We start from the raw sequence: 25478 nt of genomic DNA, 5'->3' as shown, positions 1-25478 counted from the left end.
CTGTTTCATTGTATAACAGCAAAGGCAAGAACACCGAAAATGAGACCAATTAATGAGCTTGAAAATGTTCCAATTAAATAATATTCAGCAAACTGTTTGTTATCAAATTGTTTAAATCTCGTAAGCGACTTAAGGGCTGCAATAAAAGCTAGTCCATGCGGAAGTTGTAGCAGCAGTAAGACGACAATCATCAAACGCTCAAGCATGCCAATATACCTGCCTATTTTTTGCGGGGAGTCTCGATATAAATGTTCGGTTTTTACTGTCATCATTTCAGATTCCCGTTCCCCATTAGGAAGCATTCTCGTTCGCACTTCAGTTTTTTCATTCGCAATTGTGTAATGATCCTTTTGAATATCATCTTTTGGGGTAAAATCCTTTAGTAAAATGCCCAAAAAGTAACCCGCGCCGAATGTCACAAGAATGAAAATACAACCAAGTGCAAGGCCTCGTTCCATCTCATTCCAAATAATTGTACCGTTTATAAGTGAGACGAAACCATTATAGATGGACGTCATTGAAAATGGCTCTAAAGTGAGAAAATGAAGTACGACTACAATGGCAAAGATATGAATCATTTGGTCGGTAACAAATAATAACGTTTGTCCCAACGTTGATCGAATCCGTCTAATACTTTTAATTTTGGCATAATCAACAAAAAAATGCGTGATCGTGATGAGGACAACAGCCAACAACATCATCAATATTGAACCACCAAAAAGCAGCCAGTAAAAGGATAGTAATACTACGTATACGAGTAAGTGAATAAAACAATGTGCTAGTAATCCTTTTGTTAAATGTCTAGTTTTTAAATCAATCATTCGACGATTTTGAAAAATAAAATCACTAAGTAAATGTCCAAATAATAGCCATAGCCACAATATTATTCACCTCCATTTTTTAATGACGTTTCAAAAAATACCATCAGTTCATCAAAACTGTTTTCCATTGTTTTTACTCTAAGGTATTGAGATCTTGCTAACAAGTAACTAACGGTCGATTTTGGTGACTTGTACCCTAACTCTTGTCCAATCTTTTCGAATGTCCAGTCAGGATTTCTTTCCACAAATGAAATAACATCTTGCTGTTTCTTTGTCCATTGAGACTTTTTATCTAAAATAGTCAAGTACAGACTGTTCAATGCAGAGGAAGGGATCTGTTTAGAAGAAAAGAACACCTCATTATCAATCTTCTGCCAGACCTTCCCGGCATCTCCTTTGTTTTTTAACTCTTCGTCTCTAGCAGACAATGCATTAAGAACCGCACTGCCGTTAGCTGTATGAATGGACGTTTCGTTATTTTCAAGAAACCCCACTCCGATTCCTAGATAATAATGTAGCTCTGCAGCCGAAAATATCTCATATACTAATTCTATTAACTCACGTGTATCGGAGAATTGATTGATTACTCCGATGAGCTCGTCCCCTTTTCGAATATCAAATGGAACAATCAATGACGGCATGTAACGATCATTCAGTTTTTCCTTACAGTCCAATAGTGTGTTTGTAAGTAATTGTTTTTCAACTACAGACGAGCGTTTTACGTCAAGAGCAAACCCTACAGCTGGTATCAACGGCTGTTCACCTCCATGACTTATACTTCTATCAACCATTCATTTGTTGATGTTTTTATATCACCTAATAAGAAGTTGTTGTATCTACATCAACTATAACGTGGACGGCTATTTTCATCAAGTATTCGATATTTACAACCTCTTCCAAACGATATAAACTTAATCTACACCCTAATCTCCCCCTGGTTTTGAAAGAAAGGAAAATGAATATGACACACCACGAAAGTGGCTCTCAAAGAGATGTATCATTAGGGATAGTCTCAGGCATTGCTGCCTATACTATTTGGGGTTTCCTGCCAATGTATTGGAAACTACTAGATCATGTCCCATCAGGTGAAGTATTAGCCCACCGGATCATTTGGTCTCTTGTATTGATGTTGATCGTATTGTTTAGTTTACGAAAAAGTACGAGCTTACTAGATGACTTGCGTTATATTCGTACATATCCGAAAATATTAGCAGGTCTTTTTTTAGCCAGTTTATTCATTTCAATCAATTGGTTTTCTTTTATTTGGGCTGTAACGAATGATCGTGTAATTGAAGCAAGCTTGGGATACTACATTAATCCGCTCGTGAGCGTGTTACTTGGTGTTCTCTTTTTAAAGGAAAAAGTCAGTTATTGGCAAAAAGTATCTTTTATTATCGCCCTTATTGGAGTCCTTTCCTTAACTTTATCCTTTGGAACTGTTCCCGTAGTTGGGCTTATTTTAGCATTTAGCTTTGCCTTTTACGGTCTGGTTAAAAAACTCACTCAAATTGGAGCGTTTACGGGATTAACGATAGAAACATTTATTTTAACACCCGTAGCAATCGTTTTTCTTTTCATCACTCACTCAAATATGACTTCGCTTTTTTATTTTGAAAGTGATTTTTCCACATTCCCATTATTAATTGGAGCTGGTGCAGTTACAGCCGTCCCATTACTCTTGTTTGGTATTGGTGCAAGAAAAATCCCGCTCTCTATGATTGGTTTTTTGCAATACATCGCTCCGACAATTATGTTATTCTTAGGCGTCTTTTCTTACGGAGAATTATTTAGCCTCATTCACTTCATTTCTTTTAGTTTGATTTGGCTCGCATTAGTTATATATTCCTTCTCCAAAACATCTTGGTTAAGAAAGCTAGAGCCTCAGAAAAGAAAAACACCTGTTGGAACAGACGACTCATCCAGCTCTTAGGGGGAAGTAGCATTGATCTTAGACCGAATTGTATTTTCTTGTTTATTCTTAGCAGCGTTGGGTGTGTTATTGTTTTCAATCGAAGGAATAGGCTCGTATCCATACTTTATAACGACTGTTATCATATTCTCAACCTCTCTCGTTGCTTTTGTTCTGTTTTTAACTTCAATTACAAAAGAATGGTTAATCCGACTTGTTGTTATCAACATAAGCCTGATCATTTTGCTTCCTATTCTTGAATCAGGCTCCCCATCGAAATGGATATGGATTTCATTACTTTTCACAACCTTACTCGTTGGTGTCTGTATCAGCTACAAACTCATGAATCAAAAATAGAAGTCACTGAAGGTTCATTCAGTGGCTTATTATCCCAACCCAAAAGGAACGTTTGTTCTCATTATACCACAAAAAAGATATCTCCATCCTGCTAAATGACTATAGACACATGTATAAACAAAGTACAAATGCTGGATATTAAAAGAAGAAAATACAGATGGAGGTATAAAGATGGATGCTATGAGAGCGCAAGAGATTATAGAATCAGCGAAAGAACATTTGGTTTATTTTAATGGTACAAGGATTTGGATACAACGTGTAAATGAAGAGCTCAACACGGCAAGAATATTTCCTGCTACGGATCCTAATGACGAAATGACGGTTCCTCTTGATCAATTACGCGAGCAACACTAATAAGCGGGATGAGAGGCAAAACAGCTCTCATCCCGCTTATTTTTCTGTTATTGGATCCAACTCAATATCTTTTTTATTTAGTTTACCACGAACATAAACTGGGATTGAAAAAGCAAAAAGAAAAGTGATTATGGTAACGATAATCATTCTCCAGTCCCCTTCTACAAAGCTGGCACCTAAAAATGTGAATGCTAGCGTACCTGGGATAATCCCAATCATTGTCGCCCCAATATAGGTATTAAACCTGAGTCGAGATAGGCCGGATAAATAACTAACTAAGTCAAAGTTTATAATCGGGAGAACTCTAAGGACGATAACATAGAAAAAACCATGTTTTTCCACACGAGCTTGAAGGGCCTCCGCTCTCCCCTTCCATTGACGATTCGCAATTTTTTTCCCCAGCTTACGAGAAACCCAAAAAGCAACCGTTGCGCCTAACAATGATCCTATATATGTAAAAACAGGACCAAAAACTGGACCGAATGAAAGCCCTCCAGCTACTGCCAACACCGAAGCCGGAAACAGTGTAAGCGGTCTCAGAGTAAAAATAACAATGAATAATATCGGAGCTAGCCAACCGAAAGTTAAAATCCATTCCCTTATTTTTTCAGGATCAACTTGAAAGAAAACTTGATTCAACGAATATAACAAATAGATAACGATACCTAATATAAGAACTCGCACGAACATTTTTTTCCACATAGTAAACCCCTTTGAGAAAGTAGCTGTCTTTTATTGTTTTAGGTTATTTACTTTACTATACCATTCTTATACCCATTTCACCTTTTGTCCACTCCTCGAAATTCATAAGGGAAAGAAACCTTAAAACCACGTTGTTAAACAAAGCATCCCGATAAGTCCCAATACAAATGAATAAGTTGCACTTAAGGCGTGCCCATCTCCATGACTTTCTGGGATAAGTTCTTTGTAAACGATGTATAGCATTGAACCAGCTGCAAAAGCGAGCCCGAATGGCACGATACCAATTACGAGATTAGTTAAAAAATATCCAACTATTGATGCAAAAAATTCTACCAACCCTGTTAACAACGCAATAGAAAACGCGAACCATAACCGAACACGTTGTTGAATAAGAAATAACGCGACTAAAAATCCTTCCGGCATATTTTGTAGGCCAATCGCCACCGCAATCAATGGACCTAACCCTTCAATGTCACTTCCATAACTTACTCCTACCGAAAGCCCCTCCGGCAAATTGTGTAAGGAAATTGCTGCAACGATCAGCATAGCCTTCTTGTCCACTTTAATACCATACAAATTGTGTTCTAGATGATGATGAGGAATTGTTCTTTCCAGCAATGTTAAAGTACAAACCCCTGCCATCAAACCAAGTGCTACCATGATAAAATCCGAAAGAAGTAATGCTTGAGGAATAAGTTCAAACGCAGAAGCAGCCATCATCACACCAGCACAAAAAGCCAGCAGTACATCTCGAAATCGATGAGTTCCCTTCCGAAAAATTAAAGCCGGTAAAGCACCAACACCTGTCGCACCCGCTGCAATAGCACTGCCAATCAAAAACTCCGTCATGTCATTTCACCTGTGCTTCTAAAATATTAAAAACTCAATTTATACCATTCAAAACTAGTATACAACGACAATCAGAAAAAATGATGAAATTAAAAAGGATGAGCGGTTAGCTCATCCTTTTTATCCAATGTTACACTAAATTTCCAGTAGAAGTTGGTCTTACCCAGTCAGGATCACTTGCGACTTGGATTAATTCAGCTCCACCTACTACTAGTGCTACTGCTACTAAAGAAAATACAACTAACTTTTTCATTTTAATTTCCTCCTTCTTTGTTTTCTAATTTATGGTGGTATTGATAGAACAAACTAGCTGATTTACAAATTAATTCTTGGTTACCAGTTTCTTTCCCTAATTCATAGGCATATTTTGCGGCATAATATAGTAACTCCGCATTAATAAAAGTATCAATTGATCCATTTAAAAACTCAATATATTTTGCCGTATTACCAATAGTTTTGTAATAAGAAGCAATAGTTGCATAGCTATGGCCTTTAGTCATAGATGTAGTTACTTTTGGTAAGTAGGATTGAATCTCTTTAATATAGAATTCTGCCATTTCCTTTTCATTTGAATACAAATGGGATTTAGTTAATATTTCCAATGTATTCATAATGTCCGTGGGAAAGCTATTTAACTTTTTTTTAAGTGATAATGATCTCGTACCATACTCTATCGCTTTTTTAAAATTCTTAAGTTCTAAATATACTAGACCAATATTATTAAATATAAATGAAGATGTTCTTAAATCACTGTTATATATAAGGAGATTTTGGGCCTTCTTATATATATCGAGCGCATCCTCATAATCTCTACGACGATAATAAATATTTCCTAAATTTATGTACGTATCCGTTAGCTGTTTGATTTCCCCGATGTCTTGGAATATACTTTCTGCTTTTTTAAGGTGTTGTTCTCCCCAGCTTAAATTACCAATGTAAGCATAGGTCATTCCTAAATTAAAGTAAGAAACCCCAACCTCAAAAGGATGTTTCTCGAAATTCACTTTTACGTTAATCGCTTGATGGAAACTCATAATCGCTTTCCAAAACTCTTCTCTGTAAAAATGTATAACACCATAAATTCGAAGATAAATAAAATAAAGATCATTATACCTTTCTACATCAACAGAGTCTAATGATTGAATTAAATTATAAGCGTCATCAATTTCTTCTTCTTTAATTAAAGTTAAGCACTCTACTAATGATAACTTTACTCTCAGTTCTTTTGAAAAATCTGCTTCTAACCCTTTTGCCTGTAAAATATTGTCTTTAGCAAGATCTAATAAGTCACGGTAGGTATAACGAAGTGCTGAGTCCAGCAGTTCATTCGCTTTCCTTATGTTTGTTTCCTTTTCAATTCCTAGTAACGAATCAACGGATGTTCCGAGTCTGGATGCTAGTTCAGGCAGAATGTCGTCGGGAATGTGTCGGATATTATGTTCAATATCTTGTATGTATTTTGGAGAAAGTATCCCATCTGCTAATTCTTCGACACTAAGGTCTTTTTCTATTCTGAGTTCTTTTATTCTGTCTCCGATCATTTTACCACCTGAATATTTAGATAGTTAAGAACATTATACAACATAATTCCCAAACAACTAGTATAAAATAATAAATTAGGTAATAAATACCTATGTTTTTTCATTATCATTTTAGATTCACTCCTATTCACCAAGAAAATTAATCCTATTTTACTAGATAGGTTGCTCTTGCATTTGTCGGATTAGGTTGATATGGTACCCTAGAATATAAAGGAGGTTGTCTATGAGTACATTTTTTTTCACTGGATTTCCTGGATTCATTGCTCGTGAACTTGTAAAAGAGATTGTTCAGGAGATTCAGAATATTACTTCTATGTATTTCCTTGTGCTTGAACCTCAACTACAAACAGCACGGTTAGAAGTGGAGAAATTAGAAATAAAGTTTCCCGAGCAAAAAGGAAGATTTCATTTAATAGTAGGCGATATTACAAAACCCTCCTTAGGTTTACAAGATGAAAAACTGAAACAGCTAACTACCGAAGTAAACTATGTTTATCATCTAGCAGCTTTATATGATTTAGCTGTAGATCGCACGGCAGCTGAGACTGTCAATGTTAAGGGTACTAAACATGTTAGCAGATGGACAGCAACTCTCCCACATTTGGAACGATATGTTTATTTTAGCACAGCCTATGTATCTGGCAAGCGAGAAGGTCGGATATATGAAAAAGAACTAGATAAAGGTCAATCTTTTAAAAATCATTATGAAGAAACAAAATTTATCGCTGAAAAGGTCGTAAGTAGCTATACAAGCCAGATTCCCACTACCATTATTCGTCCAGGTATCGTAAGAGGACATTCAGCCACAGGGGAAACAATTAAATTTGACGGCCCCTATTTTATGCTGAATTTTTTTGATCGGCTTGGCTTTTTACCGGTTATTCCCTATTTAGGAGCTGGTAATGTGGATGGTAATTTCGTTCCAGTGGATTATGTAATTAAAGCAACTACCTACTTAAGTCACATCAGTGCAAGTATAGGAAAAACGTATCATTTAACCGATCCTTCTCCACTAAGGATGAAAGAAGTGTATCGGCTTTTGATGGAAGAATACTTAGGTAAACAACCTATTGGTACCGTTCCATTACAGTCAGCTACCTATTTTCTTCGTTATAAAAAAATGAGGCAATGGCTCGGTGTAGAGAAAGAATCCCTTGCTTATTTTACGTACAATGCAATTTATGACACAAGTCAAGCTGAAAAGGACCTAGAACCTACAGGGATACATGTACCAAGCTTTAAAGAAACGTTGCCCTCGATGGTTTCTTATTTCAAACAATTTAAAGCTGATCCTCAAAAAAAAGTTAAAATTAATTAATAGCTGAAAATATCCCAGCGCTTACCGTGAGCGTTTGTGAGTAATCTTAGTAAATTCTTTTTAAGTGCCCGCTATAAGACTTCATAGCGGGCTTATCAAGTTCTTTAGAAAGACCCCAAGTGATCCTAGAGCTCAGGGTGATTGGTGAAGTGTAACGTGGCTTCTTTCACTCGTCCCCCCGTAAAAAATTCCCACGACTTCACGTAAACATCTAGTTGCTTTTCGTAGTATTCCCGTAATTTTTGGATCTCCTCATCATTTTTTAGGTGGTCTGTTTTAAAATCAATGATCACCCACTCTTCACCTTCTTTTAAAACTAAGTCAATAATTCCATTGACATAGACATAACCTTCGAAATTCCCAGGGTGAAATGGCGCTCCTTTTTCTGCTTTAAATGTAAATGGAACCTCAGTCAATACCTGGTCTGAATTAACAATTCGTTGATAGGTTTTAGTCTGGATAAAGGAGTTCAGTACTAAGCGAGCCTCTTCTTGTCGATCTTCAGAAATATTGTTTTGAAGCATAAGAAAAGGAATTTTTTCATTAATTGTTTGCGGTGATTTGATAAGCTCTTCAAAAAGAACATGGATGAATGTACCCCACTCTTTGCCTCCCCCAGACACTCTTTCTAAGGTGATTACATCCGTCTCTTCTTCCTTATTAGAAGGCGTTATCAGACGATAAGTTTCCATACTTCTCGACTCGATCCACTCATCGCGCTCCTTTTCAAATAATTCGTATTCATGAAACGAGATAGGAGAGCTTTGGCTTTGTGTATTCACCTGACGAACACTCTCAGGAACGAATACTTCACCCAAACTTTCAACCCCTTCTAGTAAAGGTGACCACGGGTTTGTTTTATTTTTGCCACTATCAACAGCACTAATAATTAACATCTCTTCAGCTCTCGTCGCCGCTACATAAAGTAACCGGTCTTCTTCGGCTTTCAAATAAGTCGTCTCTTCGGCTTTTTTATCTTCCCAACCAACCGGCTGAGCAAGAACCTCTTTATGAAACAGGCCGGCCGGTTTGGAAAAGGTAAAATATCCAAGAGATTCTTCTTCTGAGCGTTGAATGTGTTTATCTACGTGCTTGCCTGCATCCGTCCATTTTTTAGGATGTGCCAAAAAGACAATCGGAGCTTCTAAGCCTTTAGATTTATGCACGTTCATAACCCTGACTGCTTGATGATCCTCAGGAAGGAGAACTTCCTCATGATATGCATCGGTAACTAATTGATAAAAATGTCTCGCGCAATCGCCAAACATCGTTAATCCTTTATTTTCAAAATCGCGAATTTTACTAACCATTTGATAATAATGTACAGCTTCACGTCTATTAGTTTCTTCCATGACGTGACTCGCGTGAAAACCTAGGTCTTCTGCAATCGATTCTATTACTGTACTTGGAAGCAGGACTTTCGCCCATCTCAAATATTCACGGATTTTTTGGAAAGCAGGCAAAATCATTTTTCGGTCATTTTCGTTTAATGTTTCAGGTATTTTTGAGAAGGCTTGAAATTCTCCGCCATCGTTTTTATACCTGAACAAGGCATCGTCACTAACACCGAAAAAAGGGCCGCGAAGAACCGCACTAAAGTAAAAGGAACTGGATGGGTTAGCAATGTACATAAGAAGATGTGCAAGGCTAAGCATCCACTGTTCACCTTTAAGGGTATACTCACCTGACGTCATTACCGGGATGTGATAGTTTTGCAATACTTTAGTATAGTGAGAAACCCCTTCATTGTACCGAGTGAGAATCATAAAATCACTTGGCTTCGCTTTCCCTTCGTCGACACAATGACGAATATAGGATGCAATTTGATGTGCTTCTGTTTCAACTACCTCATCCTTTTTGCCATCAGGTACGGTTAGTTGATAAACTCCTTTTAACTCTTCATCCTTCTCAGCTAACTTATGAGCGGTCAGTGGCCTATAAGCCGCTTGGTAGGTGTCTTCTTCTGGAGGAAAGGCTTGTTCAAACACAGGATTAATCCGCTCTGTAATTCGGCTTGTCGTTCTAAAGTTCATCACAAGATCGAGTGTTTCTCCTCCAGTTTCGGAGATGATTTTTTTGACTTTCTGGTAAATATCAATATCTGCCCTTCTAAAGCGGTAAATCGATTGTTTAGGATCTCCAACTACAAACAGAGATCCTGGTTTTGGTGCTTGCTTCGTCCAGTCATTTTCATGTAGCTGCTCTCCCGTTAACAGGAGCATCATTTCTGCTTGTACAGGATCGGTATCTTGAAATTCATCCACGAGTAAACAACGGTACTTCTCCTGAAAATAGTGTCTTGTTTCCGGTTGTTCCCGTAATAGTTGTGCAGTTAGCAAAAGCATATCTTGAAAGTTTAGTAGAGACCGTTCTGCTTTTATTTGTTTATACTCTGCTAGTGCAGGACGTAAGAACGGGACAATTTTACTGTGACAGTACTCTTGCCAGGATTGGATAAACGCTTTTGCATTCTCATGAAAGGCAAGCGCTTTTTCTAATACATCCTTTGCTTCCTCTTTTGATTCCCATCGATTTTGAGTCACTTTTGGTTTGCTGTCGAACAGTTTAATTAACGCGATTTTTGTCCTATTTTGATTCATGTCAAAGTATTGAAGGTGACGGATTGCTTTCATCAATTTATCTTGTAACTGGTCGTATCCCTTCTGCGGCTTTACTTTTGGCAACGAAAATTTTGCGTATTCAACAAAGGAGAACAGCTCGTTGAAAATCGGATCGACGTTAGGTTTTTCTACAGAACTTGTAAACCAATGAACATCTTCATATTCTTTCACTGTTTTCATTGCACTTCTTAGCTCTGTAATATCAATACCTAGACCTTGAAATTCCGCAAGTTTTTTGGGCTCCTTCACCCGAGAATTGACTAAGTACCGCTCCCAAGCTTGGTCTAGCAATTGTTCATCTTCCTGGTCATCTAATTCGGTAAAATCAAAGTCTAACCCAGCCTCAACTGGACGTTCTCTTAAAAGCTTTGAACAAAACGCATGGACAGTCCCTAAGAAACATTGGTCAAATTGTTCAAGTGCATGCTCCACTCGTTCTGATAAGAGCGGATCACTTGTCTCTGACGCCGCCTTTTCAAGAGAGGCTTGGAAGCGCTCCTTTAATTCATCGGCTGCCTTTCTTGTAAAGGTAATCGCCACAATTTGATGGATACGGAAGCTACCGGACAAAATGAGATTTGTCATCCTAGTAACAAGACTACGCGTTTTTCCAGAGCCCGCACCAGCTTCTACTAAAAAATTTCGTTGCAAGTCGTCATTAATTAAGTCTCGCTGCCTTTGGTCGATAAGTTTAGTCAAACTGACGCACCTCCCTAAGTAACCTCGTTCCAGTCGTGGTATCTTTCGCAATTTTTGTTTGAACGTGCGATTCGTCATACCCATGTCTCATACAAACCGCTTTAAAATCACAAAATTTACAGTCATTTTCGTCATCTGTGAAAGGAAATTCACCCATTTTTATCATTGAACATAAATGATCGACAACCTTCAACAGTTCCTCTTTTCTTTGTTCGTTAAAAGGACGGGATACTTTTTTACCCTCTCCTTTTTTCGTTGGAAATAGATAATGGGATTCAGATACTCGTTTCGTTTCCGTTTCATTTAACATTTCAAACGCTAATGCATACAGACTATGCTGAAGCTTCCGGCCTCCATTAAAAAAGGTATCTTCATCATAGCCAAAATCGCTACCACTTTTATAATCAACCATTCCGAATGACCCATCCGATAGTTGATCAACGCGGTCAATTTTCCCCATTAATCGCATGTTCTTTCCTTCTTTAAGAGGAATGCTGATACTTTCCTGACCTCTAAAACCGAATGCGTATTCAAATCCAATCGGTTTTCGATCAATCGTAAACTCTTCTTCTAATTTTAAGAAAATAAAGCACGCGTCTAATATTTCCTGACTTTCCAACTCATAAATGACCTCATTTGGAGGAGGGAGGAGCTTTTTTGTTTGCGCTAACCCTTCCTCTGCAATTTGCGTGATCCATTCAAGCCCACCGGCAAGTTCAGCCGTTTTTCCCTGGTCATACAGTTCCTGATAAAAACGTTCAAAAATCCCATGAAGTAATGTACCTTTTGTTGCTGGATCTAACCAACGGTAACGATCTTCTTCATCGTCTTCTTCTGGCTCGATTTCAAGTACATCCTTAAGAAAATAACGATAAGGACACGTCGCTAAATTTTCTAATTTACTTGCACTCATCACAACCTGGCTGTTTTCACGTGGATCAAAATGATCCGAAGTATACCCAATTAAACCATCGTAATTCGTAAATTGATCTCCGCTGCGTGCATGACGCGCTTCACGTCCTTGCAGAAGATGTTGAAAAATTTCTTTTTCATAAAAAGGTTTTTCTAAGCACTTATTTTCCCATAACTGGTGAACCCACCAGGACTTCCGGTTAATTGCCTGACTATCTTTGTTAATAAAAGTAAGGTTCGCAGCTAAGGTCGTTTCCACTTCTTCCCCTGTTGCATCCGAATGTCCTGTCGTCCAACGGTAGAGCTGAATAAACCCATAAGCGGGTGCTGATTTTCGGTTATTTGTAATATCCATATATGGATAGCTGTAAATTCGTTTGCCTTGAAGTGTCCCAATTAAGTTTGCCGTTTTCCAGGAAGCTCTTTTCATGTGTTCCTTTGATGTCATCATATCTTTGTGAATGTTTACACGTTCTTCATCTAATAATACCGGGTCTTCTTTATGACTACCAGGGACATTTTGATTACTCATTCCAACTACAAATACATAGTTATAATCATAGTAAAGCCCAGTCCGCGTTGGGGTGACGTGAAGGTGGCCGGGTTTTGGCATAGATGAGACAACCTGCATTTGCGAAAACCAATACTCAGCGTTTCCAACCGCATCCATGCTTTTCATTTCTCCATCTACAAAAGGTTTTAACTGATCAATTGTCGCCAAAACGTGAGCCTTAGCAGATTCATCCTCTGATTGAGTTGGACGGACCCATATTTGGAGAAATGATGCTATTGATTGTAAGAACTCAGAATATAAAACAGTCTCAAAGCGATAATTAAACGGTAAAACAGCGAGTAGTGACTGAAGCCATTTGGAAAATTGCGGCATTTCACCTTTTTTCTCTAACTCTTCAATTGCATTTTTATACGCCGTTACCCCTTGATTAACACCAAGCTTCTTTAGTTTTTTTAGTGCTTGAGGGACAGATACCCCCTCTGGTTCAATAAGCAAACGTTCATTAATGATCTTCTCAAGTCCTTGAATATGAAAATCAGACTTCATCCATTCCAAGTAGGCTAAAAGAGCCTTTCCTGAAGGTTGGTAGAACAATGGTATCCCTTCAGAGAATGTCATCGGAACTGACTCTTTGCTCCTCAATTGATAAAGTAGGTTTCGATATGGGTTCCCCGTTGGGTATTGTATAACAGCCTGATCAAGCGGGATGTTATGTTTCTTTAAACAGGAGAGAACGTGATTTAGTTCTTCCTCGGGACTGAAAGAGACGTTCAAATCGATTTTATTTTGTTCGCTTTTTACTTTACTCTCTAACGTTTCTGTCTCCTGTATTTCCTCGTTGACTAGGAGTTGCTTATTTTGCTCAACATATTTTATTTGACTAAAATTTGGCGTGTAGACTGTTGCTGATTCGGTGAATTCAGATAAAAATGCTGAGATTATTGGATGATATGCATCATGCGGGAAAAGTACAAAAACCTGACTTCGCTTTGCTTTTTCACCTGAATCGATTGCAATACTAATCAGGTCAGCACGATCAAATAGTCCTCTGGCTTGCCGAATTTCCTCGTATCTTTTGAAGATCGTCAGCAAGTCTATCCCCTTTTCTTTTTTCTGAAATAGAGCTGGGTTTAGTTCTGCTAAATCGACACCTGCCATTTTTATATCAATTATCGCTCGGTAAACAGCTTCACTCAATGCAGGATTCAATTTTACTGTCGTGAAATAAAGAAATTCATTTTTTGCTTGCATGTCTTTCATCAATTGATGAATTAGCTGTCTTCCGGCTTCATGCGGTAATTCATTTTTCCCTTCTCTTACAAGCTGCCACTGAGTACAGTCTTTCGCAAGATCATCGATCGTTTTGCTATGTACATTAACAACCGAAACAGAAGATTTAGCTAATGCTTGAGAAGCCAACCTACCATCTCGCTTTGAAGGAACGACAAAAACCTTTTCTTCAAGAGGATGTTTCTTCACTATTTGTTTTAAAGAAGCCAAAAATTCAGGTGACACGTAAACTCCCCCTGTATCTCATTTTTTATTTTCCTCAGCATACGATCATATGTTCTTATCCTTATCATAGCATAGGTACCTAAAGGAAGGAACATCTATATTTTTCTTTAAGATTGCAATTAATAGCTATATCTTCACTAAATCATATCATAGCTTCTTGACTAGGTAATTCTTGTCTCTGTTTTCCAATCGCTTAAAAGTTAAAGAAAAGCCTCTAAAGAAAGGAACCAAGAAGGCTTCCTTTTTGAATAAGAATGATCGTATAAATAACACTTGCTAATAATAGGGTATTTTCAAAGATACCTGAAATTTCATATGTTACTGGCATTTTTAAACGAAATCGGCTGAAAGGTGCAAATAATGGAATGCTTCGTTTAGAAAATAAGTCGCCCAGCAAATGAATGGAATAGCCTATTAAAAATCCAGTGATAAATAAAGAATCTGTCGGATATAAAAAATAAACAAGCAAAAGCCAAGTAAGAACAGAGTGTGTCACTCCCCTGTGACCAAAAATACGTTTAATCGGTTTTGACAGGACTCGTACTCTCCTACCTAAAAAAGAATTGGGTTCATCAATATCTGGAAGCAGACTCCCGATAGCTAATCCAATCACGTAAAGGTAGGAAAATAAGACGTCAGACTGAAAAAATGAAACAGTAGCTCCCGCTGCTATCGTAGTTGCAAGGTGGGTGTCATATCTCATGGTAGTATCCTTTCTTAGTGTTGTCGAAATGTTAATGTACCATATCGCGAGAATTTTTGTCATGAAAAGTTTGCTTTACATAAATACAAACTCATTGGTGATACTATAGGAAAAGGAGATGATCGGATGTACAGCTACAAGTGCCCCTCTTGCAGTGCGAAAACAAGGTTTAATGTGATTGAACAAGTCGTTACTCCGGTTAAATGGAATGCAGATGAAGAGTCCTATTTACAGGTAGAAAAGCAGGAGCCTTTTCATATAACATACCAAGGTCCGGATAAACGGGTCCAGTGTGGTAGTTGTGGCTTAGTAGAAGATGAGATACGATTTCAGAAGATGGCAGAAAACGCTAATCGCTAATATAGGTAAGAAAGTGCCCATTGACCTTCAAAAAACCAGTCTTTTTTCACAGGTTGGTTTTTGGAAGGTCTATCGTTTCAACAACCTCTTGAAGGCTTCAGCTTTAAGCTAGGTTGCGGATTCGTAAAGAGTTTCATCTGTAACAACACATTCAAACCACCTCTCCCCCATCCTTCATGAGTCAAGTTCTATATTAATTGACGATTTCTGAATTTTCAGCTACTATCAGATCAACTAGAAACATAGAGGGGGAAAACATATGTCACGCCAGCATACCATCCATAAGCATCACCACCATTTCACTTGGGACAATAAGATTCCACCGATTTATGAAGCAGAAAATGGAGATTCAATCTGGATTGAAACCATTGACTCATCTGGAGGTCAACTCTCTACCCATTCTACAATCCAAGATGTAAAAAACATGGACTTTAACAAAGTTAATCCCGTATCTGGGCCTGTCTATATAAAAGGAGCAAAACCCGGAGACACTTTAGAAGTTGAGGTTCAAGATTTTGGCTCAAGAAGTTGGGGATGGACCGCAATCATTCCTGGCTTCGGATTGTTGCAAGAAGAATTTAATGATCCTTTTTTAAAAATATGGGAGCTTTCAAACGATGGTCATGCTGAATTTTTACATGGCATTGAAGTACCTGTTCACCCCTTTCCAGGTACAATTGGCGTAGCCTTACCAGAGCCTGGCGCCTACAGCGTAGTCCCACCTCGTAAAAACGGCGGAAATATGGATGTACGACACTTAACGAAGGGTGCAAAACTATATTTACCAGTTTGGGTTGAAGGAGCGCTTTTCTCTGTAGGTGATACTCATGCTGCTCAAGGAGACGGTGAGGTGTGTGGCACTGCAATTGAAGCGCCAATGGATATTCAAGTAAAATTCCGATTACACAAGAATAAAACAATAGCAGAACCACAAATGTATATCCCAGGTCCATTAAAAAGTGAAGGAGATGAAAGAGGTTTTCACGTAACAACAGGTTACGGCGAGTCACTGATGGACGCAAGCAAAAAAGCAGTTTCTTATATGATTGAGCATTTAACAAGAGAATATGGTTTAAAAGATGCAGAAGCATATGCATTATGCAGTGTGGCTGTCGATCTAAAAATTGGAGAAATTGTAGATGTTCCTCATTTTCTTGTTACAGCATTTTTACCTAAAAGTTTATTTAATTGAGAAAGAACGCATAGCTGTCACGCTATACGTGACAGCTATGCGCTTGCCTAACGCTCTAAAAACAAATAGCAGCAATCTTTTAGAAAAGAGCCTTTATTAATAACAGCGTTAACTTCTCCGCACCTTTTAAGTCTTAAAGATGCTTTTCCCTTGAGACGCGCTGCGTGAAGTCGGCTGTCCGCTCTATATAAACTTTTATGAGTATGTATATTAGAAGCATATTATACTTCCGCAGAAGTGTCGTGGTGTCTTCGGGCCTTTATAACTAAGGCTGTTTTCTAAAAGATTGTTGTTCTTGACAAAAAATATATAAACTGCGACATAGAAGTAGATTGATTTCCGCTCCGGACAGTCGCTTTCCGCGGAAAGCGTAGTGTATTTCCGAAGCGGTAGGTGATGTCGCAGTTTATTTCAGCTGCGAAGATTAAAAGCAACAATACATACGAAAAGAGCCATAATTAAAAGTGAAATAGTAAACATGGCTGATGCCTTCATAATTATGAGCAAAGGGGATAATCATTTAAACTTTTAATGAAAAGCCCTACTGATGGTCTTCGTACTTCTGTAAATGGTATAGACAAGGACGCTTGGATCTAATTTCCCAGAGCGTCTTGTATGTGATTAAACATCGTTTAAGTATTTGTGTAAGTCATGACAAAGTGTAACACAGTAGTGGAGTCTGTAGGGTTAATATAAGCGTGTTCTTTATCACCGTTAAATTTTATTGAATCATATTCAAAAAGGTGATAATAGTCATCTTGTACTTTTATTTTCACCTCACCCATCATTACTGTAACATACTCAATCACACCACTTTGATGAGCACCTGGACAGTATTCACTATTTGGTTGTAAATAAGCTCTATGAATTTCACTTGAGCCATAGGTTGATACATCAAACATAGGTTCAAGGATACAAGCTTCATTGGTGCTTAACACTCTATTACCATTATTTTTACGCGAAATGATTACGCCTTGATCCTCCTTAAGCAATAATGAAATGGGAATCGAAAGGCCATTTGCAATTTTCCAAATAACAGTTAAGGAAGGGTTCGCTTCCCCTCTTTCAATGTTACCTAACGTTAACTTACTAACTCCGATCAAATCAGCTAATTCTTGTAAATTCATTCCCCGCTCTTGTCTCATTTTTCTTACAGTTATCCCAACTTGTTTAGCTAACTTTTCAGCATCACCGATCTTTGGTTTGTTATCCATAGAGAAACCTCCTTTATTTTCTTGTGGTCATAACAAAAACATAAAAGTATAATATAATAAACATTAAGTATATTTTACTATATGAAAGAAGAAAAGGTGAGCTTATGAAAGAAATCATAATTGGTGTTTTAGCTTCTATGTTCTTTGCCGTAACATTTATTTTAAATCGTTCTATGGAACTCTCTGGAGGGAGTTGGCTTTGGAGTTCATCTTTAAGGTTTATTTTTATGCTTCCTTTTTTAGTTTTCATTGTAATGCTACGGAATAATTTAAAGCAAGTGATTCATGAAATGTTAAAGCAACCATTTCAATGGCTGCTTTGGAGTTTTGTCGGGTTTGTCCTATTTTATGCCCCCTTAACATACGCGGCTGCTTATGGACCCGGGTGGCTAGTTGCAGGGACATGGCAACTAACCATTGTAGCAGGAGTTTTATTAGCACCCCTCTTTTTCGAAACAGTTCAAACAAAGGGAGGTCAGAAGAAAATAAGAAAGACTATTCCGATAGGAGCCCTTTGTATCTCATTTGTAATATTGTTTGGTGTTTTTCTTATTCAACTGCAAAATGGAAATCAAATAACGTTTACTGACGTCACACTTGGTGTATTGCCGGTGGTGATAGCAGCATTCGCTTACCCCTTGGGAAATCGTAAAATGATGGAGATTTGTGGAGGTAGGTTAGATACCTTTCAAAGAGTCCTTGGAATGACAGTAGCAAGTCTACCTATCTGGATACTGATTAGCTTATTTGGCTTCATAAAAGTAGGGGGTCCATCTTCTGACCAATTAGTCCAATCGTTTATTGTTGCCATCTGCTCAGGTGTTATAGCTACTACGTTATTTTTTATTGCTACTGATAGAGTTAGGAACCACCAAGGAAAATTGGCAGCTGTCGAAGCTACACAGTCCACGCAAGTGTTGTTTGTTATTACTGGTGAGGTTGTCCTTCTATCTACCCCGTTACCAACAGGTTTGGCTACGGCAGGGATTTTATTTCTTATTCTAGGCATCCTCCTCCACAGCTACTATACGAAGAAGATAACATCAAATCAAAAGAGTCCATTACAAGTTTATGACAATAAAAAGCATCAAATACGTTAGCACGGATGCCAAAAATCAGATCAAAACTGGTAGTTACACTATTAAAATGTTGAATGACACTCATCGGTAACCGCCTAACTTCCTCACGAGCCACTCCCTGACTACATAAAATGGTCAGAGAAAAGGCAAAGGGAGTGAAAAATGATGAATACTAAAATGAATCTCACTCTAATGATAGCGGCCACTATTTCTATAATGTTTATTTTAGCACTTTCGGTTTATATGAAACCATTTACGTCAGAGCCGGCAAATGCTGATAACGGAACTCAAACTCAATCAGAGAGCGATCCTGATTCTTCTAAAATACAGAACTCTAATAATAACTCTGATGGTAGTCATTCGCTTAATAACAATATAGAAAATAATGTTGACGCAGAAAATGCTGATGTCGATAATTCGATTGAAAATAATATCAACAGTGGAGACAACAACGATATAGATAATAATGTGACAAACGATATCAATGTAAGTGTTGATGTAAATGTGACGAATAATATTTATAACAATATCGAAGCAAACAGCAAAGATAACTCTAACGGCAGTGACAGTAATAACGGCAATGGTAATAGTAATGGAAATAATGATACGACTGAAAATGTTTGGGGAGTTGACTCTGCAAGTTTAACAACAGAAGATATGCTGGCTTGTGTAAGAGAGAACTTTGGTGACCCTAATGTTTGGGGACGATATCTCGGTGATAATGAAGATGTTTCATTTGGCATAACTGAGGATGAAGTAGATTTACTACATTCCAATGACATTGAAATTCTTGTGATCTGGAATCACTTCACCGATGCTACTGGTTATGACAAAGGCGAAAGCGAAGCCGAAGCCGCCATTGAAATGGCAAGAGATTTAGCTATTCCTGAAGATGTTGCGTTATTTGCAAATGTAGAACCTATTTATCCGATCAACTCTGAGTTCATATTAGGATGGCATGAGACTATAATGGATTCAGAATATAGTTCTGGCATTTATGGGATATTTGACCCTAACGAAGAACTATATGCAGCTTTTGAAGCTGCTGCAGAAGAAAATAGCGACTTACTCGATAATATGTATATTTGGACTGCAGCACCGAACGAAGGAATTACGACAGAAGAAAATGCTCCTGATTATAACCCAGAGTATCCAGATGAAGCGTTGATCGGTGGCTGGCAATATGGGATTGATGCAGAAACCTGTAATATCGATACAAATATCTTTGATGGAAATGTGTTAGATGTTTTGTGGTAATCAATTTTATCTACTTTAATAGAGCGAATCGTCTTCACAAATTCTATTTTATCACACAACAGCAGCCAATACAGGTGACTGATCAACTCAACATGAATATCCTCATTCAGAAAAAGAGCACTGCCAATAGTTTATTGGCAGTGCTTAAGTATTTTAACTGTTCATTTACTACTTAGCCTTCAAGCAACAAAGACTCCGGATCTTCAATAAGTTCTTTTACTTTCACTAAGAAGCCAACAGCTTCTTTACCATCAACAATTCTGTGGTCGTAAGACAATGCAATATACATCATCGGACGGTTTTCAAAATTTTCGTTATCGATGGCAACTGGACGCATTTGGATCTTATGCATACCGAGAATACCAACTTGAGGTGTATTTAAAATTGGTGTAGACCAAAGAGATCCGAAGATGCCGCCGTTTGTAATTGTAAAGCTTCCACCTTGTAAATCTCCAAGTGTGAGCTTTTTATCCTTCGCTTTATTAGCCAAGTTTCCAATCTCTTTTTCAATACCTGCAAAATCAAGACGGTCTGCATCTCTTACTACTGGAACGACGAGGCCGTCATCTGTAGAGACTGCCATTCCAATGTCATAGAATTGCTTCATGAGAATTTCATCATCTTGAATTTCTGCATTGAGAAGTGGATATTTTTTGAGTGCGCCAATAACTGCTTTTGTAAAGAACGACATAAAGCCTAACTTTACACCATTATCGTCTAAAAACTTATCTTTACGTCGTTTACGAAGTTCCATGATGTTGGTCATGTCAATTTCGTTAAACGTCGTTAGCATCGCAGCCGATTGCTGTGCTTCAACAAGGCGCTTCGCAATCGTTTGACGGCGACGAGACATTTTTACACGTTCTACCGGCTTGGCAGGATCATCTTGTTTCTTTTCCTGTTGTTTTGGTTCAGCAGGTTTTGATTCACTCTTCTGACGGTTGGACTCATGCTCGATAATGTCTTCTTTACGAATGCGCCCTAACGGATCTCGCGCAGAAATCTCGCTTAAATCAATCCCCTTTTCACGAGCATATTTCCTTGCAGAAGGTGAGGCAATTGGACGACCAGGACCTTCTGTTTGCTCTTCACTACCAGAAGCCTCTTCTGATTTCTTTTCTTGTGGTTCTTCTTTAGAAGATGACTTTTCCTCTGCTTTTTCTGTAGTAGCTTGGTTGTTGCCAGAACCGCTATCACCAATTTTAGCAATAACTTCCCCAACTTTTACAGTATCTCCTTCTTCAAATAGCGTTTCTTGTAATGTTCCAGCTTCATCTGCTGCGATTTCCACGTTAACTTTGTCTGTCTCTAATTCAACGATATCATCGCCTTTATTTACTTGGTCACCTGGCTGTTTTAACCACTGTGCCACTGTACCTTCTGTTACGGACTCTGCTAGCTCTGGAACTTTAATTTCAATCATTCCTCTTCTCTCCCTTCACTGTTTAACGACAATGCATCTTCTACAATTCGTTGTTGGTCTTGTTTATGGGCTTTTGGATCTCCTTCAGCTGGTGCTGATCTTCTGCGACGGCCGATATAAAGAACGTCCGCATGATCTTCAGCAAGGTTGCGCAAATGTGGGAACACATAATGCCAAGCTCCCATGTTACTTGGCTCCTCTTGAGCCCATACCCATTCTTTAGCATTTGGATATTTCTCTTTTAACTCTTCAACAGCTTGGCGAGGGAACGGATAAATTTCTTCGACTCTTACAATGTGGACTGTGTCTTTATCTTCAAGGTCCTCGGTTGCTTCCGCTAAATCTATAGCCAGTTTTCCTGTCGTAAACACTAATCGTTTCACTTGCTCTGGATTTTCTGCTAATCCCGGTTGTTCAAGGATAGGTTGAAACATTCCGTTCGTAAGCTCTTCACTTGCTGAAATCACTTTCCCATGACGAAGCAAGCTCTTCGGTGTCATCACCACTAATGGGCGAACCTCATCCTTTTCAAGAATCGTTGCTTGACGTCGTAGAAGATGGAAATATTGAGCTGCACTTGTAACGTTCGTCACATGCCAGTTGTTTTCAGCAGCAAGCTGTAAAAACCTTTCAACTCTTCCGCTTGAATGCTCTGGGCCTTGTCCTTCAAAACCATGAGGTAATAAAAGGACTAATCCTGATTTTTGTCCCCACTTCGCTCTTCCACCAGATACGAACTGATCAAAAATGACTTGTGCACCATTTGAAAAGTCACCATATTGTGCTTCCCAGATTGTTAACGTTTCTGGTGATTGCACAGTATAGCCGTATTCAAACCCTACAACAGCCGCTTCTGAAAGAGGGCTATTATGAACTGCAAATGTCGCTTTTGCCTGTTCCATTGTGTGTAATGGCGAATATTGTTCATTGTTTTCACTGTCAGTGAGCACAATGTGTCGTTGAGAAAACGTTCCCCGCTCTGAGTCTTGTCCAGTTAAACGGATCGGTTTTCCATCATTAAGGATCGACGCAAATGCCAATGTTTCAGCTAAAGCCCAATCAATAGATCCTTCTCCTTCAAATGCTCCTGCACGACGTTGCAGAATCTTCTTGAGTTTAGGGAAAACATTGAATTCTTCAGGAAAGTTCAATAATTCGTTATTAATTGCTTTTAGCGTGTCCAAGTCAACCGCTGTTTCAATATTATCCAACCTTTTTACAACTGTATCAGGAGGGTTCATTTCACCAACGGAGTCTCGCTTATTTTCCTTGATTTTCTCAAACTTCGATTGAAGCTCTTCCAATAATTCACTTCGCATTTTTTCTGAATCATTTTCATTAATAATACCTTTTTCTACTAGTTTTTGACTGTATAAGTTAAAAACTGTTGGATGCTTGCGGATTTTTCTGTATAAATCTGGCTGTGTCGCCGCAGGTTCGTCCATTTCATTATGTCCATAACGACGATATCCAATAATGTCTATCAGGACGTCCTTTTCGAACTGTTTGCGATATTCATAAGCAAGGTGCATAGCTGCAACACATGCTTCAGGTTCGTCAGCATTTACGTGAATAACCGGAACTTCAAATCCTTTTGCTAAATCACTTGCATAATTTGTTGAGCGGGAGTCATGGCTTGATGTTGTAAACCCGATCATATTGTTGGCGATAACGTGAACTGTTCCGCCTGTAGAGTAGCCTGTTAGTTGAGATAAGTTTAACGTTTCAGCGACAATTCCCTGACCCGGGAATGCTGCGTCACCGTGAATTAAAATTGCCATCGCTTTTGATTTATCTTGTTTAGGATATCCCGGTTCCCTTCTATCGTCTTGTGCAGCTCTCGTAAAGCCTTCAACAACAGGATTAACAAATTCAAGGTGACTTGGGTTATTTGCCAGTGTAACCGTAGCGTTAGCTGTATCTTCAGTAATTTCGCGATCTGCACCAAGGTGGTACTTCACATCACCGGTCCAGCCATAGTTAATCCCAACAGATCCTTCTGATGGTACCAATTCCTTGTTTGGTGCGTCATGAAACTCGGAAAAAATGATATCGTAAGGCTTTCCTAACACATGTGCCAAAACATTCAGACGTCCACGGTGAGCCATGCCAATCATAACATTGTTCGCCCCGTCCTGGACTGATTCTCTGACAGCGTTGTCCAGCATCGGTACCATGGAATCTAAACCTTCAATAGAAAATCGCTTCTGACCTACAAACGTCTTATGTAGGAAATGCTCGAACCCTTCTACGTGGTTAAGACGATCTAAAAGATTTTTTCGCATTTCTTCTGTAAATGATGGACGATACTCTTCGGATTCCACCATTTTAAATAACCATTCACGCTCTTCAAGGTCATGTACCTGGTTAAATTCAAATGCCAGTGCAGAACTGTATGCTTTCTTGAGATGCTCTATCGCATCCAGCCCATTCTTTACTGAGTTTGGCGCATGCGGTGTCAGCAATTGTGCTGGGATTGACTTTAATGCGTCCTCAGTTAAGTGATAATTCGTAAGATTAAACAAGTCTTCTGTCACTCTGTCTTCTACAGATGAGAGCTTTGCCATAAGGTGTCCATTACGTCTGATGTCATCAGCTAACTTTGCGGCTTGGATTGCAGCTGTTACGTCACCCGCGCCATCATTAAACTGTTCTACCTTCGTAGTTGAACTTGGTGCTCCCCATGTTTCAAAAAATACCTTTAGTTCCTCGTCTACTGCTCCGCGATCTTCCTCGTAAAGATCATACATTTCAAGCAAATATCCGAGGTTAGGTCCATGAAATTGAGACCACCCTTCATCCATTTGAACATGTTTTGTGTCCATGAATCCAGTACCTCCATTGTACAATCAGTTTTACTTTCATACTTTTTCTTATGTAAATTATTAGAAGGATGAAAGATTATCCAACAAGTAAAAATCATAAAACGCTTACACGTTTATTTTATCACTATAGGAAATAATCCTCAAAAGAAATTGTAGATTTTTTAGAATTTTTCTTATCGAATTCTCACATTATTTCTGTATCAGCGCTGTTTTTGGCTTTTTTTGTAAATTTATATAAACCTTGTTATTTTTGCAGTAAGTCATGACAAACCAGAATTCGCTTGCTTACGCTCAAAAGTAAGATTCCTTCGATTACAGTCTCAAAAAAATTAAACTGCTGAAAAATCAGCAGTTTTATAAATATTGGTTTTTCGAAAGTTTGTTTTATTAGTACATAAGAGCTTAAGCATTTTTCTTTTTTTTCTGAGACGTCTGCTTTTTCGTAGTTGATTTTTTCTTTCCTTTTTTTGTTTTCTCAATCGACTCTTGAAGAGCATCCATTAAATCAGTCACATTGGACGTATCAAGTTTTGGTTCTTTTGCGGTGACCACTTCTTCTCCAGATTGTTTCTTTTCGATGAGGTCGATGAGATCCGCACGGTACTCGTCCTTATATTTTTCTGGATCAAATTCAGTTGTAAGCTGGTCAATAAGCATTTTTGCTGTAGTTAGCTCTTTTTTAGAGATACTTTCCTCTTCTGGAATGTTCGGAACTAAATCAGCCTGCCGGACTTCATCAGGAAAATGAATGGTTTCCATCAAAAGTGTATTTTGATATACACGTAAAACAGCTAAATGCTCTTTGGCGCGAATCATAATTTTTGCTACACCAATTTTACCGGACTCTTCTAACGCTTTCCTTAACAAAGTATACGCTTTCGAGCCGCCTTCATTGGGAGAAAGATAATAACTGCGGTCAAAGTAAATCGGATCAATCTCTTCTAATTTTACAAAATCAAGAATTTCTACAGATCGTTCCGCTTGTGCCTGTTGGATTTCTTTTAATTCCTCATCTTCAATGACAACAAATTTATTTTTCGTATATTCAAAACCGCGTACAATTTCCTCTTTTTCAACTTCCTTTTCACAATTAGGACAAGTTCTGTCATACCGTATTGGCGTATGACATTCTTTATGAAGCTGTCGCAATGAAATATCTTTATTTTCTGTGGCTGCATGCAGTTTTACAGGAATGTTCACTAATCCAAAGCTGACTGTTCCTTTCCAAATCGTATGCATATGAAAGCATTCCTCCTTCCTAGAAATCATTTCATTACTTTTAATTTGATCTTTATGAGGGACATTATGTATAG

The 25478-nt window shown here is 38.3% G+C and carries 21 protein-coding genes; 8 read left to right on the top strand and 13 right to left on the bottom strand.

Annotated elements, in window-relative coordinates; translation table 11 throughout:
- Positions 1–5: 5 nt before the first annotated feature.
- The gene (locus CDZ94_RS02660; RefSeq protein ID WP_157811984.1) at positions 6–881 is read right to left on the bottom strand and encodes a DUF3307 domain-containing protein; all 876 of its coding nucleotides are present in this window, start codon (positions 879–881) and stop codon (positions 6–8) included.
- A gap of 2 nt (positions 882–883) precedes the next feature.
- Positions 884–1573 (bottom strand): SatD family protein, encoded by a 690-nt coding sequence (locus CDZ94_RS02655; RefSeq protein WP_157911689.1) that lies wholly within the window; start codon positions 1571–1573, stop codon positions 884–886.
- Positions 1574–1782: 209 nt separating this feature from the next.
- On the opposite strand from CDZ94_RS02655, the gene rarD reads away from it, so the two are divergent.
- The 3 genes from rarD to CDZ94_RS02640 all read left to right on the top strand — a co-directional run bounded on the left by rarD (position 1783) and on the right by CDZ94_RS02640 (position 3441).
- Positions 1783–2751: an EamA family transporter RarD gene (gene rarD, locus CDZ94_RS02650; RefSeq protein ID WP_096434986.1), complete on the top strand. Its 969-nt coding sequence runs from the start codon at positions 1783–1785 to the stop codon at positions 2749–2751.
- A 12-nt stretch (positions 2752–2763) separates the two neighbouring features.
- Entirely contained in the window at positions 2764–3087 is a 324-nt protein-coding gene (locus CDZ94_RS02645; protein WP_096434985.1) for a hypothetical protein, read from the top strand.
- 171 nt (positions 3088–3258) lie between these two features.
- Entirely contained in the window at positions 3259–3441 is a 183-nt protein-coding gene (locus CDZ94_RS02640; protein WP_096434984.1) for an H-type small acid-soluble spore protein, read from the top strand.
- A gap of 36 nt (positions 3442–3477) precedes the next feature.
- Here CDZ94_RS02640 and CDZ94_RS02635 read toward each other — a convergent pair whose 3' ends face one another.
- The 4 genes from CDZ94_RS02635 to CDZ94_RS02625 all read right to left on the bottom strand — a co-directional run bounded on the left by CDZ94_RS02635 (position 3478) and on the right by CDZ94_RS02625 (position 6533).
- Positions 3478–4143 (bottom strand): TVP38/TMEM64 family protein, encoded by a 666-nt coding sequence (locus CDZ94_RS02635; protein WP_096434983.1) that lies wholly within the window; start codon positions 4141–4143, stop codon positions 3478–3480.
- A 120-nt stretch (positions 4144–4263) separates the two neighbouring features.
- Positions 4264–4992 (bottom strand): ZIP family metal transporter, encoded by a 729-nt coding sequence (locus CDZ94_RS02630; protein ID WP_096434982.1) that lies wholly within the window; start codon positions 4990–4992, stop codon positions 4264–4266.
- A 130-nt stretch (positions 4993–5122) separates the two neighbouring features.
- On the bottom strand, positions 5123–5245 hold the full coding sequence (locus CDZ94_RS21795) for a hypothetical protein (RefSeq protein WP_280951818.1): 123 nt from the start codon (positions 5243–5245) through the stop codon (positions 5123–5125).
- Position 5246: 1 nt separating this feature from the next.
- Positions 5247–6533, bottom strand: a complete 1287-nt coding sequence (locus CDZ94_RS02625) for a helix-turn-helix transcriptional regulator (RefSeq protein WP_096434981.1) — start codon at positions 6531–6533, stop codon at positions 5247–5249.
- Positions 6534–6756: 223 nt separating this feature from the next.
- Here CDZ94_RS02625 and CDZ94_RS02620 point away from each other — a divergent pair, with 223 nt between their 5' ends.
- The gene (locus CDZ94_RS02620; protein ID WP_096434980.1) at positions 6757–7851 is read left to right on the top strand and encodes an SDR family oxidoreductase; all 1095 of its coding nucleotides are present in this window, start codon (positions 6757–6759) and stop codon (positions 7849–7851) included.
- Between the two features lie 125 nt (positions 7852–7976).
- Here CDZ94_RS02620 and CDZ94_RS02615 read toward each other — a convergent pair whose 3' ends face one another.
- The 3 genes from CDZ94_RS02615 to CDZ94_RS02605 all read right to left on the bottom strand — a co-directional run bounded on the left by CDZ94_RS02615 (position 7977) and on the right by CDZ94_RS02605 (position 14815).
- Positions 7977–11171 (bottom strand): UvrD-helicase domain-containing protein, encoded by a 3195-nt coding sequence (locus tag CDZ94_RS02615; RefSeq protein WP_198546693.1) that lies wholly within the window; start codon positions 11169–11171, stop codon positions 7977–7979.
- Entirely contained in the window at positions 11164–14112 is a 2949-nt protein-coding gene (locus CDZ94_RS02610; protein WP_096434978.1) for a PD-(D/E)XK nuclease family protein, read from the bottom strand. The genes CDZ94_RS02615 and CDZ94_RS02610 overlap by 8 nt, the downstream gene beginning before the upstream one ends.
- Before the next feature lie 214 nt (positions 14113–14326).
- The gene (locus tag CDZ94_RS02605; protein ID WP_157811986.1) at positions 14327–14815 is read right to left on the bottom strand and encodes a metal-dependent hydrolase; all 489 of its coding nucleotides are present in this window, start codon (positions 14813–14815) and stop codon (positions 14327–14329) included.
- A gap of 126 nt (positions 14816–14941) precedes the next feature.
- On the opposite strand from CDZ94_RS02605, the gene CDZ94_RS02600 reads away from it, so the two are divergent.
- Complete coding sequence (locus tag CDZ94_RS02600) at positions 14942–15175, top strand: DNA alkylation repair protein (protein WP_096434976.1); 234 nt, start codon at positions 14942–14944, stop codon at positions 15173–15175.
- 259 nt (positions 15176–15434) lie between these two features.
- The gene (locus CDZ94_RS02595; RefSeq protein ID WP_096434975.1) at positions 15435–16367 is read left to right on the top strand and encodes an acetamidase/formamidase family protein; all 933 of its coding nucleotides are present in this window, start codon (positions 15435–15437) and stop codon (positions 16365–16367) included.
- 632 nt (positions 16368–16999) lie between these two features.
- On the opposite strand, the gene CDZ94_RS02590 is transcribed toward CDZ94_RS02595, so the two are convergent.
- A complete protein-coding gene (locus CDZ94_RS02590; RefSeq protein ID WP_096434974.1) occupies positions 17000–17581 on the bottom strand; it encodes a helix-turn-helix domain-containing protein in 582 nt (193 codons plus the stop codon).
- Positions 17582–17685: 104 nt separating this feature from the next.
- Between CDZ94_RS02590 and CDZ94_RS02585 the strand changes: the two genes are divergently transcribed.
- A complete protein-coding gene (locus CDZ94_RS02585; RefSeq protein WP_096434973.1) occupies positions 17686–18681 on the top strand; it encodes a DMT family transporter in 996 nt (331 codons plus the stop codon).
- A gap of 141 nt (positions 18682–18822) precedes the next feature.
- Complete coding sequence (locus CDZ94_RS02580; protein WP_245415698.1) at positions 18823–19917, top strand: glycoside hydrolase domain-containing protein; 1095 nt, start codon at positions 18823–18825, stop codon at positions 19915–19917.
- A 172-nt stretch (positions 19918–20089) separates the two neighbouring features.
- Here CDZ94_RS02580 and odhB read toward each other — a convergent pair whose 3' ends face one another.
- The 3 genes from odhB to ku all read right to left on the bottom strand — a co-directional run bounded on the left by odhB (position 20090) and on the right by ku (position 25404).
- Complete coding sequence (gene odhB / locus CDZ94_RS02575; protein WP_096434971.1) at positions 20090–21340, bottom strand: 2-oxoglutarate dehydrogenase complex dihydrolipoyllysine-residue succinyltransferase; 1251 nt, start codon at positions 21338–21340, stop codon at positions 20090–20092.
- Positions 21337–24165, bottom strand: coding sequence for a 2-oxoglutarate dehydrogenase E1 component (locus tag CDZ94_RS02570; protein ID WP_096434970.1), 2829 nt, complete (start codon positions 24163–24165; stop codon positions 21337–21339). The genes odhB and CDZ94_RS02570 overlap by 4 nt, the downstream gene beginning before the upstream one ends.
- A 402-nt stretch (positions 24166–24567) precedes the next feature.
- A complete protein-coding gene (gene ku, locus CDZ94_RS02565; protein WP_096434969.1) occupies positions 24568–25404 on the bottom strand; it encodes a non-homologous end joining protein Ku in 837 nt (278 codons plus the stop codon).
- Between the last annotated feature and the right edge of the window lie 74 nt (positions 25405–25478).

Origin of the sequence: Alteribacter populi (assembly GCF_002352765.1) — a bacterium.
Taxonomy (GTDB): Bacteria; Bacillota; Bacilli; order Bacillales; family Salisediminibacteriaceae; genus Alteribacter; species Alteribacter populi.
Note: the sequence above shows the minus strand (reverse complement) of the source record. Positions and strands in the feature narration are given on the sequence as shown.

Coding starts and splice junctions, on each gene's coding strand:
- rarD (WP_096434986.1), top strand. CDS start 1,783: ATGACACACCACGAAAGTGGCTCTCAAAGAGATGTATCATTAGGGATA.
- CDZ94_RS02640 (WP_096434984.1), top strand. CDS start 3,259: ATGGATGCTATGAGAGCGCAAGAGATTATAGAATCAGCGAAAGAACAT.
- CDZ94_RS02635 (WP_096434983.1), bottom strand. CDS start 4,143: ATGTGGAAAAAAATGTTCGTGCGAGTTCTTATATTAGGTATCGTTATC.
- CDZ94_RS02630 (WP_096434982.1), bottom strand. CDS start 4,992: ATGACGGAGTTTTTGATTGGCAGTGCTATTGCAGCGGGTGCGACAGGT.
- CDZ94_RS21795 (WP_280951818.1), bottom strand. CDS start 5,245: ATGAAAAAGTTAGTTGTATTTTCTTTAGTAGCAGTAGCACTAGTAGTA.
- CDZ94_RS02625 (WP_096434981.1), bottom strand. CDS start 6,533: ATGATCGGAGACAGAATAAAAGAACTCAGAATAGAAAAAGACCTTAGT.
- CDZ94_RS02620 (WP_096434980.1), top strand. CDS start 6,757: ATGAGTACATTTTTTTTCACTGGATTTCCTGGATTCATTGCTCGTGAA.
- CDZ94_RS02605 (WP_157811986.1), bottom strand. CDS start 14,815: ATGAGATATGACACCCACCTTGCAACTACGATAGCAGCGGGAGCTACT.
- CDZ94_RS02600 (WP_096434976.1), top strand. CDS start 14,942: ATGTACAGCTACAAGTGCCCCTCTTGCAGTGCGAAAACAAGGTTTAAT.
- CDZ94_RS02595 (WP_096434975.1), top strand. CDS start 15,435: ATGTCACGCCAGCATACCATCCATAAGCATCACCACCATTTCACTTGG.
- CDZ94_RS02590 (WP_096434974.1), bottom strand. CDS start 17,581: ATGGATAACAAACCAAAGATCGGTGATGCTGAAAAGTTAGCTAAACAA.
- CDZ94_RS02585 (WP_096434973.1), top strand. CDS start 17,686: ATGAAAGAAATCATAATTGGTGTTTTAGCTTCTATGTTCTTTGCCGTA.
- CDZ94_RS02580 (WP_245415698.1), top strand. CDS start 18,823: ATGATGAATACTAAAATGAATCTCACTCTAATGATAGCGGCCACTATT.
- odhB (WP_096434971.1), bottom strand. CDS start 21,340: ATGATTGAAATTAAAGTTCCAGAGCTAGCAGAGTCCGTAACAGAAGGT.
- CDZ94_RS02570 (WP_096434970.1), bottom strand. CDS start 24,165: ATGGACACAAAACATGTTCAAATGGATGAAGGGTGGTCTCAATTTCAT.
- ku (WP_096434969.1), bottom strand. CDS start 25,404: ATGCATACGATTTGGAAAGGAACAGTCAGCTTTGGATTAGTGAACATT.